The following is a 14909-nucleotide window of genomic DNA, read 5'->3' on the forward strand; positions in this document are numbered from 1 at the left end:
CCGGTGAGCGGCCTCAGAGTACTGGTCCACCTCAACAACCTGGCGCTGGGCGGCGCGCAGCTGAACGCGGTGGACATCGCCAGGACCCTGCGCGACCGGGGCCACCACCCGGTGCTGTTCGCCCAGGGGGTGGACGGGCCGGCCCCGCTGGTCGAACTCGCCGCCGGGCACGGCCTGGAGCTGGTGGTCGAGGGCGGCCCGGACACCCCGGCCCGGGCGGTCCGGCAGCGGCTGAACCGGGTGGCCGAGCAGCACGGCAGCCAGCTGCTGCACGCCTGGGAGGTCCGGGCCGCCCGGAACTCCTTCTTCGGCCCCGGCCGGCTCGGCCGGCTGCCGGTGATCACCACCTTCTACGGCATCCGGATGCTGCGCGGCCTGCCCCGGCACCAGCCGCTGGTGCTCGGGCTCGGCGCCCTGATGGGGGACGGCCGGGCCTTCGGGCACCGCGACGTCCGGCTGATCGAACCGCCGGTGAACACCGTGACGGACGCCCCCGGGGTGGTGGACGGCGCCGCGTTCCGTCGCGAACACGGCATCGGTGAACGGGAGTTGCTGCTCGCCATCGTCACCCGGCTGGTGCCCGACCTGGAGAAGGACGCGGGCGCGCTGCTCACCATCGAGGCGGTCCGCCGGCTGGCCGACCCACGGGTGCGGCTGGCCGTGGTCGGCGCCGGGCCCAGCCTGGAGCGGCTGCGGGCCGCGGCGGCGGCCACCAACACCGCGCTGGGGCGCCAAGCCGTCCTGGTACCGGGCCAGTTGGCCGATCCCCGGCCCGCCTACCAGGCCGCCGACGTGGTGCTCGGGATGGGCGGCTCGGCGCTGCGCGGCCTCGCCTTCGGCAAGCCGGTGGTGGTGCACGGCGCCGCCGGGTACACCGCGCTGCACGAGCCGGGCCCGCTGGTCGAGCCGCATGCGTCCCGCTGCATGTACGGCTTCGGCGACGGCTCCGGATCACCCGAGCGGCTGGCCGGGCAGCTCCGTCCGCTGCTCGACGACCCGGCCCGCCGGGCCGGGCTCGGCGACTGGGGCCGGGACTGGGTGGTCGGCAGGTTCTCGCTGGAGAGCGTCGCCACCGCCTTCGAGGAGCTCTACCGCGAGGTGGTCACCACCCCGCCGGGGCGGGCGAGTTGGCTCCGTGACCTGGAGCAGATGAGCCGGTTCGAGTACAGCAAGCCGACCGCCGCCCGGCTGCTCGGACGGTAGGTCTCCGGCAGGCGAGGCGCCTGCCGGAGACCCGACGGTCCGTCAGTCGGCGCGCCGGAGCAGCAGGGTGAGGAAACCGAGGGTGCCCCGGTAGCCGCCGAGCCAGCCCAAGCGGTGCTCGGCGGCGATCGTGGCGGCCTCGGCGCTGTCCGGGTGCTCGGGGTGGTCCAGGGCCCACTCGGCGAGCGAGCCGGTCCAGGCCCACTCGTAGTCGTCCCACTCCTCCGACGTGCTGATGTGGCCGAGTACAGGCACCCAGCCGGCCTCGGTGACCAGCCGGATGGTGCCGGTCAGATCGGCGTGGTCGTCCGCGTTCGGGACGCCGAGCCCGGCCAGTGCGGCGGCGTCCGGCTCCTGCTGCCAGAAGCAGTCGCCGATCAGCACCAGTCCGCCCGGCGCCAGGTGCTCCCGGGCGGCGGCCAGGGTCGGCAGCAGCCCGCCGTAGGCGTGCGTCGCACCGACGGTGAGCACCACGTCGAACGGCTGGTGGGCCTTGAACTCCTTGGCGTCCTGGTGGTGCAGCCCGATCCGCCGGGCCACCCCGAGCGCCTCGGCGCGTTCCCGGCCGAGGGTCAGCGCGGCCTCGTCCAGATCGACGCCGACCGCCTCCAGTTCCGGGTGTGCGGCCAGTGCCCGGAGCAGCCAGGCGGCCTCCCCGCAGCCGAGGTCGAGCACCCGCCCGGTCCGGCCCCGGAGGGCCCGGTCCAGCAGTCGCTGGACGTTCCGGTCGGACAACGGCGCGGCGATCGGGTGATCGGAGTGGGCGATCCTGCCCCTGAGTTGACGGTCCATCGGGTCAGTCTGACGCAGGACCGTCACCCGGTTCCAGTGTCTTTCCGTACGTCCGCCCCTTCCACGCCGCGCCGCGCCCGCGCCAGTGCTGGACGGCCGAGTCCACCGTCATCAGCAGGTACAGCAGCGCGGTGAACGGCAGCAGCAGCGCGGCCGCCACCGGCTGCCCGTAGTAGCGGAGCATCGGCGTGAAGGTCCCGGCCATCAGCGCCCAGGCCGCCGCGCCCGCCCCCGCCACCCACCACGCCCCGGCGGCCGCCCCGGCCACGGCCGCCACCGGCGGCACCAGGTACACCAGCGTCAGCCCGAGCACCGTGCCGAGCAGCAGCAACGGCGAGTGCCGCAGCTGCGCGTACGCGCTGCGCGAGACCATCCGCCAGAGCTGCGCCAGCTCCGGGTAGGGCCGGACGCTGTCCACCTGCTCGGCCAGTCCGAGCCAGGTCCGGCCGCCGGTGCGCTTGACCGCCCTGGCCAGGTTCACGTCGTCGATCACCGCGCCCCGGATGGCGGCGATCCCGCCCGCCCGCTCCAGCGCCGTCCGGCGCACCAGCGAGCAGCCGCCCGCCGCCGCGGCGGTCCGGGAGCCGGGCTTGTTGCTCCACCGGAACGGGTACAGCTGGGCGAAGAAGTACACGAAGGCCGGCACGATCAGCCGCTCCCAGCCGGTCTCCACCCGCAGCCGGGCCATCTGCGAGACCAGGTCGAGCCGATGGCCCTCGGCCGCCGCGACCAGGGCGGCCAGCGAATCGGGGCGGTGCGCGATGTCGGCGTCGGTCAGCAGCAGGTACTCCGCCCCGCCCGCCTGCTCGACGCCGTGCCGCAGCGCCCAGAGCTTGCCCGTCCAGCCCGGCGGCAGCGGCGGGGGAGTGGTCACGGTCAGCGCCAGGCCGCCGTCGGCCCCGAGCCGCCGGGCCAACTCACCCGTCCCGTCCGAGCTGTGATCGTCCACCAGCACCACCCGGGCCCGCCCCGGATACCGCTGCGCCAGCAGACTGGGCAGACTCACCGGCAGCACCTCGGCCTCGTCCCTGGCCGGCACCAGCACCACCACCTCCGGCCACCGCCCGGTCGCCACTGGAGCGGGCAGCCGCTGGTCGGTCCGCCAGAAGAACCCCTGAGCCAGCGTCAGCCACACCCAGGCCGCCAGCGACAACCACACCAGTACGGTCACCTTCGGCAGTCTGCCACCGCGAGGGCCGCTCACGCCGTAGGCAGGCGCTCAGCCATGGCGCAGCCAGGGGCTCGGGGCTGCGATTCTGCAGGGCGCCCGGTTGCACTATCCAGGGGCTCGGGGAACTGCGAGGAGATCTGGCGCCGGGGTCACATGCGAAAGTGCCTGACCACCCACGCAGCGATCACCTTGCAAGAGGCCGGCGTCGCAGTTCCCCGAGCCCCAGGCCGTAGATCCCCGGCCGGTGCCGACAGCTCGCCGCCGGTCTCAAGTAGAGTCGTGAACCGTGAAGATCGCACTGGTGGACTCCGGAATCGGCCTGCTCGCAGCCGCCGCGGCCCTGCGCCGTCGCCGCCCCGACCTGGACCTGGTGCTCTCCTCCGACCCCGACGGCGTGCCGTGGGGCCCGCGTACGCCCGAGGACATCGCCGCGCACGCGCTGGCCTGCGCCCGGGCGGCGGCCGAGCTCGCGCCGGACGCGCTGGTGATCGCCTGCAACACCGCCTCGGTGCACGCGCTGGACGTGATCCGGGCCGAGCTGGAGCCCGGCCTGCCGGTGATCGGCACCGTCCCGGCGATCAAGCCCGCCTCGGCGGCCGGTGCCCGGGTGGCGATCTGGGCCACCCCGGCGACCACCGGCAGTCCCTACCAGCGCCAGCTGATCCGGGAGTTCGGCGGTAGCGCGACGAGCGTGACCGAGGTGGCCTGCCCCGGCCTGGCCGACGCGGTGGAGCGGGCCGACCAGCAGGCGATCGCCGCCGCCGTGGCCGACGCCGCCGCCCGGACGCCCGCGCACACGGACGCGATCGTGCTCGGCTGCACCCACTACGAGCTGCTGGAGGACCAGATCCGGGCCGCCGTGGCCGCCCCGGGCGGTCCGCTGCCGGTCTGCCACGGCTCGGCCGACGCGGTCGCCGCCCAGGCGCTGCGCCGGATCGGCACCGGCCGGCCCGAAGGCACCGGCACCCTCACCGTGCTGCACAGTGGCCGGGTCGGCAGCCTGTCGCCCGCCGTCCTGCACTACCCCGAGGGCCGGCTGCTGGCCGAGCCCGCCGCGGCGTTCTACCAGTGACCGGGGTGCCGCAGCGCTGACGGCAGCCGGGTGCTCGCGTCGCCGCGGGCCGCGTTGAGCTGAGCCTGGGTCAGGAAGAGCGCCCCCGTCAGGTCGGCCCCGGTCAGGTCGGCGTCCCGGAAGTCCACCCCGATCAGGTCGGCCTCGCGCAGGTCGGCCCGCTTCAGGTCGGCCGCGATCAGGTACGCCCCGCGCAGGTTGGCGCCGCGCAGGTTCGCCCCGGCCAGCTTGGCGCCCATCAGGTCGGCGCCCCGGTGGTTGCGCTTCTTGCCCGGAACCCCGGCCCGGACCAGCTCGCTGACCCGCAGCAGCAGCTCGCCGACCTCTTGACGGATCGTCGGCACGTCCGCCGCGACCAGCTCCGCCGCACTGCCCCGGGTCAGCGTCTCGATCCGCTCCAGGGCCGTCCGCAGCTGTCCGTGCACCGACTTCGCGGGCCGCAGGGCGAGCCCCTCGGTCAGGTAGTACAGCAGCTCGTGCAGCTGCCGCATCACGGGGAACACCTCGTACATCGCCCCAGCGGTCTCCGGTGCCTCCCGCCAGCTGCGCCCCTCGAAGGTGACCTGGGACACCTTCTGCCCGGCGCCGAAGCAGTCGAAGACGGTACAGCCGGTGAAGCCGGAGGTGCGCAGCTCGGTGTGGATGCCGCAGCGGAAGTCGGTCCGCAGGTTCTTGCACGGCGTGCCCGCCGCCTTGGTGACCGCGAAGTCGGCCGAGCGCGCGAACGGCAGGGCCACGCAGCACAGCCCGAAGCAGTTCGCGCAGTCGGACAGCAGCTCAAGGTTCTCGGACACCACTCGGGCACTCCCAGCGCAGGACGGACACCGTGCTTCCCCCGGCGCCCTGGACCGGTCCATTGTCCCCGATCGTCCGGCCGCTCCGCCCCGAGGCCCGGCCGTTCGGATGCGGTCGGACGGCTGCTGGCCAGCGGGGACGGGTTACGTGTATACCAAGAGATCGATGACCGGTCGCAGGACGGTCGCAGCCCCTGACCGAAAGGCCCACGGAGCCGATGTCCCCCCGACTCTCCGTCGTCGTCCCGATCTACAACGTCGAGCGCTACCTCCAGGAGTGCCTCGACTCGATAGCCGCCCAGACCTTCGAGGACTTCGAGTGCGTGCTGGTCGACGACGGCTCGACCGACGGCAGCGCGGCGATCGCCGAGGCGTACGTCGCCAAGGACTCGCGTTTCCGTCTGGTCCGGCAGGAGAACAAGGGCCTCGGCGCAGCCCGCAACACCGGTTGGCGGCACCTCGCCCCGGGCACCGAGTACCTGACCTTCGTGGACAGTGACGACACCCTGCCGACCGGCGCGTACCAGCTGATGATCAGCACCCTGGACGAGACCGGCTCGGACTTCGCCGCGGGCAACGCGCTGCGCCTGCGGGTGGCCGGCCTGTTCCCCTCGCACGGTCACCGCAAGCCGTTCGCCGAGACCCGGCTGCGGACCCACGTGCGCGAGGTGCCCAGCCTGGTCACCGACCGGACGGCCTGGAACAAGGTCTACCGCCGCTCGTTCTTCGACGCCGCCGGGGTGCTGTACCCCGAGGGCATCCTGTACGAGGACGCCCCGGTCAGCGTCCCGCTGCACTTCCTGGCGAAGAGCGTGGACGTGCTCTCCGAGCCGATCTACCACTGGCGGGTCCGGGAGAGCGGCGACCTGTCGATCACCCAGGTGAAGACCGACCCCCGGGGCGTGATCGACCGGGTCCGCTCGATCGAGCTGGTCCGGGAGTGGCTGCTGGCCCGGGACGAGCCCGAGTACGCCGAGTACCTGCGGTCGTACGACCACAACACGCTGGTCGAGGAACTGCCGATGTTCTTCTGGTCCGTGCCGGACGGCGACCGGGCCTACCGGGCGGCCTACCAGGAGCACGTCAGCCGTCTGCTGCGGGCGATCGGTGTCGACCGGATCGACGCGCTGAACGCCCAGCTGCGGCTCAAGTACCGCCTGACGCTGGCCAATCGGATGGAGCGGTTCGTCGCCGTCCAGCGCCTGCACCGCAAGGTCCGCAACCTCCGCTCCCGGCGCGCGGCGGCCTGAGCAGGCCGGCTCGGCTCCCGGTCGCCGGGAGCCGAGCCACCGTCACTCCGCGACGGTCGGGCCCTTGCGCCAGCGCTGCACGGCGGGCTCGAGGCCGGACAGGATGGTGTCGAAGCGCCGGGAGCTGGTGGTGCTGTCGACCTGGAGCCGGCTGATCCGGAGCGGGTGGACGGGCAGCCGGGGGCCGAGCCGGTGGTCGGACAGGAAGCCGAGCCGGTAGCCGAGCTGGCGGAGCAGCGTGTCGGCGCGCGGGTCGTAGCCGCCGTTCGGATAGGCGAACGCGGTCGGCGGCTCGCCGAGCCACCGGGTGAGCGCCTGGTGCGCCCCGGTGATCTCGGCGTGCACGGTCGAGTCGTCGCAGCGGGCCAGGCACGGGTGGCCGAGCGTGTGGTTGCCGATCGCGACGTTGCCGTCCTGCAGGGCCCGCAGGTCCTCGGGGGAGAGCTGGTCCTGACCGGGCGGCCGGCGGCGGGCGCTCACCCGCAGCTCGTGCAGGCTGCGGCGGCGGTCCGGATCCGGCAGCGCCTTCAGCCGGGCGAGCAGCTGCTCCGGCCGGACGTGGCTGCGCAGCGAACGGGCCTGCCCGCCGTGCCGGGCCAGGAAGGCCGCCTCGTGCCACCAGAACGGCCGGTCGGTGCCGATGAGTTCGGAGATCACGAAGGCGGCGGCCGGGATCCCACGGGCCGTCAGCTCGGGCAGCGCGTGGGTGAGCACCGAGCGGTCGGCGTCGTCGAAGGTGATCAGCACCGAGCGCGGCGGCAGCGGCTTCCCCTCGGCGATCGCCTGCTCGACGTCGCACACCGAGACCGGAGTGGCCAGCCGGCGCAGCCGGTCGAGCTGGGCGCCGAACGACCGGGGGTCGGTCACCCCGTGGTACGCGAGCACCGCGAGCCGCTGGGCGGCCCGGGCGCGGAACAGCGGCTGGGCGGGCGAGAACCGCAGCCAGCCGCCCCGGTCGGCCTCGGCCTGGTCGGTGGCGGTGGTGGCAGCGGTGCTGGTGGTCGGTGGTGGGCTGCTGACGGTACTGCTGAGCGTGGTGGCTTCGGACTGCGGCACTGGGCCCCCCTCGGTCGCCGGTGCGGCGTGGTGGTACCACCGGAGGGCGGTGAACGGCCTCCGGCCCCGGGGCGCGGCGGCGCCGCCCTCGGCTCGGCCGATCACGGTGGGGACTCCCAACCCGCTCCGTGGACGGCCTGGTTCGCTGCTCAACTGGTGCTGATTCTCCTGGACCGGACTGACGACGGGCGGTGTGTGGCCACCGTCCGACCGGCAGCCAGGCTCGATCTGGATCGCTCAATGTAGTGGAGACCACCCAAGGGCACCGATGGTTGTACGGCGTTTCGGCGAGTTTTCGCGGGCGTGCGCGGAGCGCCCGGAGGAGCGCGGTAGGGTGCGCCGGTCGCCCGGCCGGGCAGCTGCCGCCCAGGGGCGCCGGGTATACCGTGGGTGGCATGGGAGAGACGCAACGTGATCATGGCGTGACGCGCGCCGCCCGGCTCTGGAGCGGAGCGGCCCTGCACCGGCACCAGCTGCTGCTGGCGGTGGTCGGCGCGGCCTGTATCGCGATGGGCATCCTGACCGCGGTCCTGGTCCCGGAGAGCGAGGGCCCGGCCTGGGCGATGGCCGTGGCCGGCTGCCTGGCCGCGGGCGTGCTGCTGCTCGGCCGGATCGTCTTCGCCCTGCTTCGCCCGAACGGCCGTACCGCCCTCTAGGTCCCCCTCTCACCACGATCGACCCGGTCAGAAGCGGTCCGTCATGGTGACCGGCTGATCGGACCGGCCGATTTTCGGCCTATCTGCGCGCTTCTTTCACAACTTCCGGGCATCAGCCCCACACATCCCCCTAGTGTGGGTCCCGCTCGGCAGCCGACTGCCGCCGTGCGCACGGCCACTTGCACTGCCGGGGAGGGCAGCGCAGAGGGGGGAACGATGGCGGGCAGTGCTGTGTCCGGGGGCGTCCGGGGCAGGGTCAAACAGCAGTTGGCGCGGGTGGCCGGGGGTGTCCCCGGCGAGGGCGCCACCGTGCTGATCTACCACCGCGTCGGCGGCGGCTCCGCCGACGAACTCGACGTCACCACCGCCGACTTCACCGCCCAGGTGGACCTGCTGGCCGAGCTGCCGCCCGGCCGGGTGGTCGGCCTGGACGAGGCCACCGACCGGCTGGAGGCCGGCCGCCGGACCCCGAGCACCGTGCTGACCTTCGACGACGGCTTCGCCGACGTGTACGAGAACGCCTGGCCGCTGCTCAAGGAGCGCGGTCTGCCGTTCACCGTCTACCTGGCCAGCGGCCAGGTCGGCGGCGAGATGCGCTGGGAGGGCTCGACCGCGAAGGACTCCGGTGCCCCGGGCCTGAGTTGGGACCAGCTCCGGGAGATGGCCGGCTCCGGCCTCTGCACGGTGGCCAACCACACCCGCAGCCACGCCCGCCCCGCCCTGCTCAGCACCGCCGAGCTGGACGCCTGCAACGACGACGTCGAAGAGCACCTCGGCACCCGCCCGAAGCACTTCGCGTACACCTGGGGCGTCCCCGTACCGCACATGGACGCCGCGCTGCGGGCCCGGTTCCGCACCTCCGCCACCGGCCAGGTCGGCCGGAACGACCCCGGCTTCGACCCGGTCCGGTTCTGCCGGGTCCCGGTCCGCCGTACCGACCCGATCGACTTCTACCGGGCCAAGCTCTACGGCCGCCTGCTCCCCGAGCGGGCCTACGCCCGGATCGTGGCCACCGCGAAGGCGGTCGGCGCCCGTGCCTGAGACGCCGTCACCCCGGCTGCGCGGCCCCGAGGGCCGGCCGCTTCGGGTGGCCCACCTGACCACCGTGGACATGAGCTTGCACCTGCTGCTCGCCACCGAGCTCAAGGTCGACGTGGAGTCCGGCTTCGAGACCTACGGCATCAGCGCCCCCGGTCCGTACCTGTCCCAACTCGACGCGATCGGCATCCGGCACGAGCCGCTGCCCTCGCTCACCCGGGCCTGGCAGCCGGGCGCGGACCTGGCCGCGGCGCGCGAACTGCTCGCCGCGCTGCGCCGGATCAAGCCCGACGTCCTGCACACCCACAACCCGAAGACCGGCGTGCTCGGCCGCATCCTCGGCCGGCTGGCCGGTGTCCCGGTGGTGGTCAACACCTGCCACGGACTCTGGGCACAGGCCCACGACCCGTTCGCCAAGCGGCTGTTGGTGCTCGGGGCGGAGGCCGTCGCGGCCCGGTTCTCGCACGCCGAGCTGTACCAGAACGGCGAGGACCGGCGGGCGCTGGCCCGGTTCGTGCCGGCCCGCCGCTCCCGGGTGGTCGGCAACGGCGTGGACCTCTCCCGGTTCGGCCCCGACCAGGCGGCCCGGGCCCGGATCAGGGCCGAACTCGGCGTCGCAGACGACGAGTTGCTGGTGGCCGGAGTCGGCCGCCGGGTGGCCGAGAAGGGCATCGTCGAGTACGCGACGGCGGCCCGCGCGCTGGCCGGAAAGGCCAGGTTCGTCTGGATCGGCCCGCAGGACACCGACAAGCCCGACGCACTGGCGGGGGAGGAGGCCGGGGTCGAGTTCCTCGGCAGCCGCTCCGACATGCCCGAGCTGTACGCCGCACTGGACGTCTTCGTCCTCCCCTCCTACCGGGAGGGGTTCTCCCGCTCCGCCATGGAGGCCGCCGCCAGCGGCCTGCCGATGGTGCTCAGCGACATCCGGGGCTGCCGCGAGATCGGCACCCACGGCGAGCACCTGCTGCTCGCCCCACCCGGCGACGCCGGGGCCCTCACCACCGCGCTCGGCCGGCTCCTCACCGAGCCCGCCCTGCGTGAGCAGCTGGGCACGGCGGCCCGTCGCCGCGCCCTGGCCGAGTTCGACCAGTGCGGTGTCGCGGCGGTCTCCCTGGAGACCTACGCGGCCGTGGCCAGAGCCAAGCGGTTGGCCTGGTCGGTCGGCTGAGCCAACCTCACACCACACCCGCTGGGGGAGAAATGAAACGAGGGGGGGACCTCGTGGTCACCGTGCTGGCCGGAAGCATCGCGCTTCCGCTCGGACTGGTGATCGCGATCCTGATCCGCTGCACCATGGGCGGGCCTGTGCTGTTCCGGCAGACCCGGACCGGCCGCGCCGGTGCGGAGTTCGAGATCCTCAAGTTCCGCACCATGCGGGACAAACGCTTCGACGACGAACCCGACGCGCCCCGGATCACCCGGCTCGGCGCACTGCTCCGCACGACCAGCCTGGACGAGCTGCCGCAGCTCTGGAACGTGGTGCGCGGCGAGATGGGCGTGATCGGCCCCCGGCCCACGCTGCCCGAGCAGGTCGTCCACTACTCGCCGCGCCAGCGCGGCCGGCTGGCGATCCGCCCCGGCCTGACCGGCTGGGCCCAGGTCAAGGGACGCAACTCGATCAGCTGGCCGGAGCGGATCGAGCTCGACCTCTGGTACATCACCAACCGCACCTTCGGACTCGACCTCCGCATCCTCCTGATGACCGCCCGTCAGCTGCTCCGCCCGGCCGGCATCACCGCGGCCGGCGGCGTCAACCCGGGCTTCCCGATCCCGACCCCCACCCGCATCGTCCTGCCCCGCCAGGCAACGGCTCCGCGTATCCCGGTGGAAGAGGCTTCCTGACGGGCAGACGTTCGGAAGGCAGGGGCTCGGGGCTCTGCTGATGTGCGGCTCCGCCGCGTGGGCGACGCCGGCCCCGGAAAACGTCACGCGCGCGTAGGCGGTCAGGTACTTTCGCAGTGACCCGCACATGACGAGGAGCGGAATGAACCTGTGGATCGCCGGAGCCGGCGGCGTCGGCCGCGAGGCGCTGGACACCGCGCTCGCGGCCGGTGTCCCGGTGGCCGGGTTCCTCGACGACCGGGGGCAGGGCGGGACGGTGCGCGGCCTGCCGGTGCGGGCACCGAAGGAGCTGCCGCCCGGAGCGGCGTACCTGATCGGGATCGCCGATCCCGCCGTGCGGGCCCGGCTTTCGGTGCTGCTGGACGGCCTCGGCGGGCGCGCGGAGACCCTGGTGCACCCGAGGGCGATCGTCGCGCCGGAGACGGAGCTCGGCCCCGGCTGCCTGGTGATGGGGGGCGCGTACGTCTCCAGCAGCGTCCGGATCGGCGCGCACTGCCAGGTGCACTACAACGCGACGGTCGGTCACGACACGGTGCTGGCCGATCTGGTGACGGTCTATCCGGGCGGCAACGTGTCCGGCTCCGTGCACGCGGAGCGGGGCGCCACCGTCGGCAGCAACGCCGTGGTGCTGCAGGGCCGCAGACTGGGCCGGTACGCGTTCGTCGGCGCCGCCGCGGTGGTCACCCGGGACGTCCCGGCGGCTGCCACGGTGATCGGCTCCCCGGCCCGCCCGATGGCCGGCCGGGGGGCCTGACCCGGGGTCAGGGGCGGCCGACCGCGCGTTCGGCCGCTCGCAGCTCGGCGACGAAGGCCGCGACCTCCGGCCCGTCCTCGCTCTCGTCGTCGTGGGAGTCCGCCAGACCGTCGGCGAGCTGGGTCAGGAGTGCGCGGGCGCCCGCCAGGTCGCCGAGGGTCTCCAGGCAGGCGGCCGCGGCCTGCACGACCTGGACGGCCTCCGGCAGCTCGCCCTCCGCGTCCAGGTGGGCGTTGCCCACCTGGACCAGCAGTTCGGCGTCGAGCGGCCGGACGGCCGCACCGGCGGCGTTCCGCAGCAACTGCACGGCTCGGTCCGGCTGTTCGAGGCGCCGGAAGGCCCGGGCGAGCTGCAGCCAGGCCCGGCCGGTGAGCCGGTGGTCGCCGCTCGTCGAAGCGGTGAGTTCGGCCAGCTTCAGGACCTCGACCGCCTCGGCGGGCTCGTCCGCCGCGATCAGGACCTCGCCGAGCCGGATCCGGACCCGGTTCGTGGCCCGCTCGTCCGCGTGGTGCTCGTGGTGGTCCAGCGCCGTGCGGAGGGTGGCGATCGCCTCCGTCGGCCGGCCGAGGGCCGAGAGTGCCTCGGCGATGCCCAGTTCGGCCTCGCCCCGGGTCTTCCGGCCGGGCAGCGCGAGCAGTGCACGGAACTCCCGCAGGGCCTCCTCGGGCTCCCCGGTCCGGAGCAGGCACCGGCCCAGCATGGCCCGGACGGTGGCGAGTTGGCCGGGCCGGTCCAGCCCGGTGAGCAACCTGACGGCCCGCCGGTATGCGGCCAGGGTCTCGTCGAGCCGTCCCAGACCGGACAGGGCCTGCCCGAGGCCGGTCAGCGACTGGGCCTCGCCGAACAGGTCCTCGTCCTCCCGGGCGGAGGCGATCGCCTCCTCGAAGCAGGTGATGGCCTCCGTCACCTGTCGGACGTCGAGCAGGGCCGCACCGAGCGAGTTGAGCGCGTCCCGGAGCACCGGACGGAACGGCATCCCCGCCGCCACCTCCGGCACCAGCTCGGCGGTGGGCAGCTCCCGGGCGATCTGCACGGCGACCAGGGCGTTCCCGACCGCGTACCCGATCAGGTGCCGTCGCTCGAGGTAGCTCTCCAGGCCGTGGCAGAGCAGCAGCCGGAGATCCGGCGGGCCGTCACCCCCGGCCAGCAGGAAGGCGGTCGTCCAGTTGTCGTCCAGCCACTGCAGGGCCCGGGTCCTGAGCACCGCGACCGGCTGCCCGGCCCTGGGGGCGGTGGCGGTCAGGTCCCGGACGACCGCGTGGACGGTGTCCACCCAGTGCAGCGTCAGCCGGGTCAGCGCCTCCCGCGCTTCCGTGTGCTCCCCGGGGAGGCCGAGCACGAACAGCTCGGTCAGCAACGGCAGCGACCACCGGGTCTCCTGCGAGCCGCCGCTCTCCACCAGATGGGCACTGACCAGGGCGCGCAGCAGTTTTCGGGTGGCCTTCTCCGAGGTCCCGTTCAGCGTCGCGGCGTCGGTGATGCCCACCGGCCCGCCGGGGAGGGCCAGCAGCCGGAGCAACCGGGCCTGGTCCGCCGGCAGCTGACGGTAGGACAGCTCGATCAGCGCCCGCAGGGTCTGCTCGTCGTCGGCGATGTCGTCCAGCAGGGTGCCGAGGTCGGCGAGCTCCGCCACCACCTCGTGCAGCGGCTGGTCCCGGTCCTGGGCGATCAGGGCACCGAGCATCCGGAGCGCCACCGGCAGGTTCTGGCAGAACCAGGTGAGCTCGGCGGCGGCCTCGGGCTCCCGCGCGAAGCGGCCGTCGGGCTTGCCCAGGACGGCCCGGACGGTCAGCTGGAGCACGTCGAGCGCGGCCGGCCCGTCCAGCGCCGCCAGCTCCAGCAGCTGTGCGCCGGACGGTGCGAAGGAGTGCCGCGAGGTGACGATCACCCGGGTCAGCCCGTCGCCGGGCAGCAGCGGTTCGACCTGACCGGCGGAGGCCGCGTTGTCGAGCAGCACCAGGGTGGGCCGCCCCTCGGCCGCCCGCTCCGCCAGCAGCGAGCGGTACAGCTGGGCCCGTTCGGCCTCCCCGGCGGGGAGGTCGGTGGCGGAGACGCCCAGGGCGACCAGCAGGACACCGAGCGCCCGGACCGGGTCCAGGCTCCGTTCCGGCCGGTAGCCGTGCAGGTCCACGAAGAGTTCGCCGCCCGGGAACAGCTTCCCGGCCCGGGCCAGGTGCGCGGCCTGGAGGGCGAGTTCGGTCTTGCCGATCCCGGCCGGGCCGGTCACCAGCACCACCGAGGCGGGATCGGGCTCCGGGGCCGGACCGGCCGGGGCGCCCGCCCCGGGCTGCTCCCACAACGCGTGCCGGATCGGCAGCAACTGGCCGGACGGGCTGCGGACGGCGAACATCCTGAGGTTGTCCGGGATCGGTACGATGCGCCCGTCCGGGGTGGCCATTTCCCAGATCAGGCCGGAGTCGTCCTCGTCGTGGCCGTCCGGCCCGGAGGGCTGCGGCGGTGGCCACGGCACCAGTCCATGGCGCTCCATCAGTTCCGGCAGGGTCCGCTCGGGGCGCACCGCCGGTGCCGCCGGCGGGGGCCGGGTGTCATCGGGGGCGAGCAGCGCCAGCAGTGCGGCCAGCTCCTCCGCCCGCCCGGCGAAGGTCCGGCTGCGGGCCGGTAGGCCGGCCGCCGCGATCCGGCCGGTCTGCGGGGCGGCGACGGTGAGCTGGTCGATCCGGCCGGCCTGGATCACGTCCCGGGCGGTGACCTGGCCGTCGATCAGGTTCCGGATCCAGTCCGAGGTCGGCAGGGGTGGTTCCCCAGCACGTAGGCTCGGGTCCATGGCGATTCCTTCCTTCCTGGCGGAGCTGCGCTCCTTCGTCGGCACCCGTCCGCTCTGGCTCTCCGGCGTGGGGGCGGTGGTCCGGGACGACCAGGGCCGGGTGCTGCTCAACCGCCGCTCCGACTCCGGCCGTTGGTCGATCGTCGGGGGCATCCTCGATCCGGGTGAGCAGCCCGCCGACGGGCTGGTCCGAGAGGTGTTCGAGGAGACCGGCCTGGTGGTCGAGCCGGAGGCACTGGCCTCGGTGACGGTCTCGCCGCTGCTCAGCTACCCGAACGGGGACCAGGCCCAGTACCTGGACCTGACCTTCCGCTGCCGCCGGGTCTCCGGCGAGGCGCGGGTGAACGACGACGAGTCGCTGGAGGTGGCCTGGTTCGCCCCGAGCGAGCTGCCCGAGCTGGACGACTACGCCCGCTACCGGCTGGAGGTGGCGCTGGCCGGGAAGACCGAGACGGTGTTCTCCTTCACCCCGCCCACGGGCGACCCGGCCTGACCT

14 protein-coding genes are annotated in these 14909 nt (G+C 74.0%); 9 read left to right on the forward strand and 5 right to left on the reverse strand.

The features are described 5' to 3' along the window. Positions 1-3 precede the first annotated feature (3 nt). Entirely contained in the window at positions 4-1203 is a 1200-nt protein-coding gene (locus tag F4556_RS31520; protein ID WP_184922175.1) for a glycosyltransferase family 4 protein, read from the forward strand. A 42-nt stretch (positions 1204-1245) separates the two neighbouring features. Here F4556_RS31520 and F4556_RS31525 read toward each other — a convergent pair whose 3' ends face one another. Continuing rightward, the gene (locus F4556_RS31525; protein WP_184922177.1) at positions 1246-1995 is read right to left on the reverse strand and encodes an SAM-dependent methyltransferase; all 750 of its coding nucleotides are present in this window, start codon (positions 1993-1995) and stop codon (positions 1246-1248) included. A 4-nt stretch (positions 1996-1999) separates the two neighbouring features. After that, on the reverse strand, positions 2000-3166 hold the full coding sequence (locus F4556_RS31530; protein WP_184922186.1) for a glycosyltransferase: 1167 nt from the start codon (positions 3164-3166) through the stop codon (positions 2000-2002). Positions 3167-3452: 286 nt separating this feature from the next. Between F4556_RS31530 and F4556_RS31535 the strand changes: the two genes are divergently transcribed. After that, positions 3453-4238, forward strand: coding sequence for a glutamate racemase (locus F4556_RS31535; protein WP_184922195.1), 786 nt, complete (start codon positions 3453-3455; stop codon positions 4236-4238). On the opposite strand, the gene F4556_RS31540 is transcribed toward F4556_RS31535, so the two are convergent. Next, positions 4229-5095, reverse strand: coding sequence for a pentapeptide repeat-containing protein (locus F4556_RS31540; protein ID WP_184922198.1), 867 nt, complete (start codon positions 5093-5095; stop codon positions 4229-4231). The two genes, F4556_RS31535 and F4556_RS31540, sit on opposite strands and share 10 nt — an antisense overlap. A gap of 155 nt (positions 5096-5250) precedes the next feature. Between F4556_RS31540 and F4556_RS31545 the strand changes: the two genes are divergently transcribed. Next, on the forward strand, positions 5251-6282 hold the full coding sequence (locus tag F4556_RS31545; protein ID WP_184922200.1) for a glycosyltransferase family 2 protein: 1032 nt from the start codon (positions 5251-5253) through the stop codon (positions 6280-6282). A gap of 42 nt (positions 6283-6324) precedes the next feature. Here F4556_RS31545 and F4556_RS31550 read toward each other — a convergent pair whose 3' ends face one another. Beyond that, positions 6325-7338: a polysaccharide deacetylase family protein gene (locus F4556_RS31550; protein ID WP_184922209.1), complete on the reverse strand. Its 1014-nt coding sequence runs from the start codon at positions 7336-7338 to the stop codon at positions 6325-6327. 395 nt (positions 7339-7733) lie between these two features. Between F4556_RS31550 and F4556_RS31555 the strand changes: the two genes are divergently transcribed. The 5 genes from F4556_RS31555 (at position 7734) to F4556_RS31575 (ending at position 11628) form a co-directional block, all read left to right on the forward strand. Then, entirely contained in the window at positions 7734-7994 is a 261-nt protein-coding gene (locus F4556_RS31555) for a hypothetical protein (protein ID WP_184922210.1), read from the forward strand. A 216-nt stretch (positions 7995-8210) separates the two neighbouring features. Then, entirely contained in the window at positions 8211-9035 is an 825-nt protein-coding gene (locus tag F4556_RS31560; RefSeq protein ID WP_184922212.1) for a polysaccharide deacetylase family protein, read from the forward strand. Beyond that, complete coding sequence (locus F4556_RS31565; RefSeq protein ID WP_313068921.1) at positions 9028-10200, forward strand: glycosyltransferase family 4 protein; 1173 nt, start codon at positions 9028-9030, stop codon at positions 10198-10200. The genes F4556_RS31560 and F4556_RS31565 overlap by 8 nt, the downstream gene beginning before the upstream one ends. A gap of 32 nt (positions 10201-10232) precedes the next feature. After that, positions 10233-10874 (forward strand): sugar transferase, encoded by a 642-nt coding sequence (locus F4556_RS31570; RefSeq protein ID WP_184922214.1) that lies wholly within the window; start codon positions 10233-10235, stop codon positions 10872-10874. Between the two features lie 142 nt (positions 10875-11016). Next, positions 11017-11628, forward strand: a complete 612-nt coding sequence (locus tag F4556_RS31575) for an acetyltransferase (protein ID WP_184922216.1) — start codon at positions 11017-11019, stop codon at positions 11626-11628. Between the two features lie 7 nt (positions 11629-11635). Here the strand turns inward: F4556_RS31575 and F4556_RS31580 are convergent, their stop codons facing one another. Beyond that, positions 11636-14413 carry a tetratricopeptide repeat protein gene (locus F4556_RS31580; protein ID WP_184922218.1) on the reverse strand — a complete coding sequence of 926 codons (2778 nt, stop codon included), beginning with the start codon at positions 14411-14413 and terminating at the stop codon, positions 11636-11638. Between F4556_RS31580 and F4556_RS31585 the strand changes: the two genes are divergently transcribed. Beyond that, complete coding sequence (locus F4556_RS31585) at positions 14412-14906, forward strand: NUDIX hydrolase (RefSeq protein WP_184922220.1); 495 nt, start codon at positions 14412-14414, stop codon at positions 14904-14906. The genes F4556_RS31580 and F4556_RS31585 overlap by 2 nt on opposite strands. Positions 14907-14909: the final 3 nt, after the last annotated feature.

The organism is Kitasatospora gansuensis, from assembly GCF_014203705.1.
In the GTDB taxonomy this organism is placed as follows: Bacteria; Actinomycetota; Actinomycetes; order Streptomycetales; family Streptomycetaceae; genus Kitasatospora; species Kitasatospora gansuensis.

Coding starts and splice junctions, on each gene's coding strand:
- F4556_RS31570 (WP_184922214.1), top strand. CDS start 10,233: ATGAAACGAGGGGGGGACCTCGTGGTCACCGTGCTGGCCGGAAGCATC.
- F4556_RS31545 (WP_184922200.1), top strand. CDS start 5,251: ATGTCCCCCCGACTCTCCGTCGTCGTCCCGATCTACAACGTCGAGCGC.
- F4556_RS31585 (WP_184922220.1), top strand. CDS start 14,412: ATGGCGATTCCTTCCTTCCTGGCGGAGCTGCGCTCCTTCGTCGGCACC.
- F4556_RS31575 (WP_184922216.1), top strand. CDS start 11,017: ATGAACCTGTGGATCGCCGGAGCCGGCGGCGTCGGCCGCGAGGCGCTG.
- F4556_RS31555 (WP_184922210.1), top strand. CDS start 7,734: ATGGGAGAGACGCAACGTGATCATGGCGTGACGCGCGCCGCCCGGCTC.
- F4556_RS31525 (WP_184922177.1), bottom strand. CDS start 1,995: ATGGACCGTCAACTCAGGGGCAGGATCGCCCACTCCGATCACCCGATC.
- F4556_RS31560 (WP_184922212.1), top strand. CDS start 8,211: ATGGCGGGCAGTGCTGTGTCCGGGGGCGTCCGGGGCAGGGTCAAACAG.
- F4556_RS31580 (WP_184922218.1), bottom strand. CDS start 14,413: ATGGACCCGAGCCTACGTGCTGGGGAACCACCCCTGCCGACCTCGGAC.
- F4556_RS31540 (WP_184922198.1), bottom strand. CDS start 5,095: ATGGACCGGTCCAGGGCGCCGGGGGAAGCACGGTGTCCGTCCTGCGCT.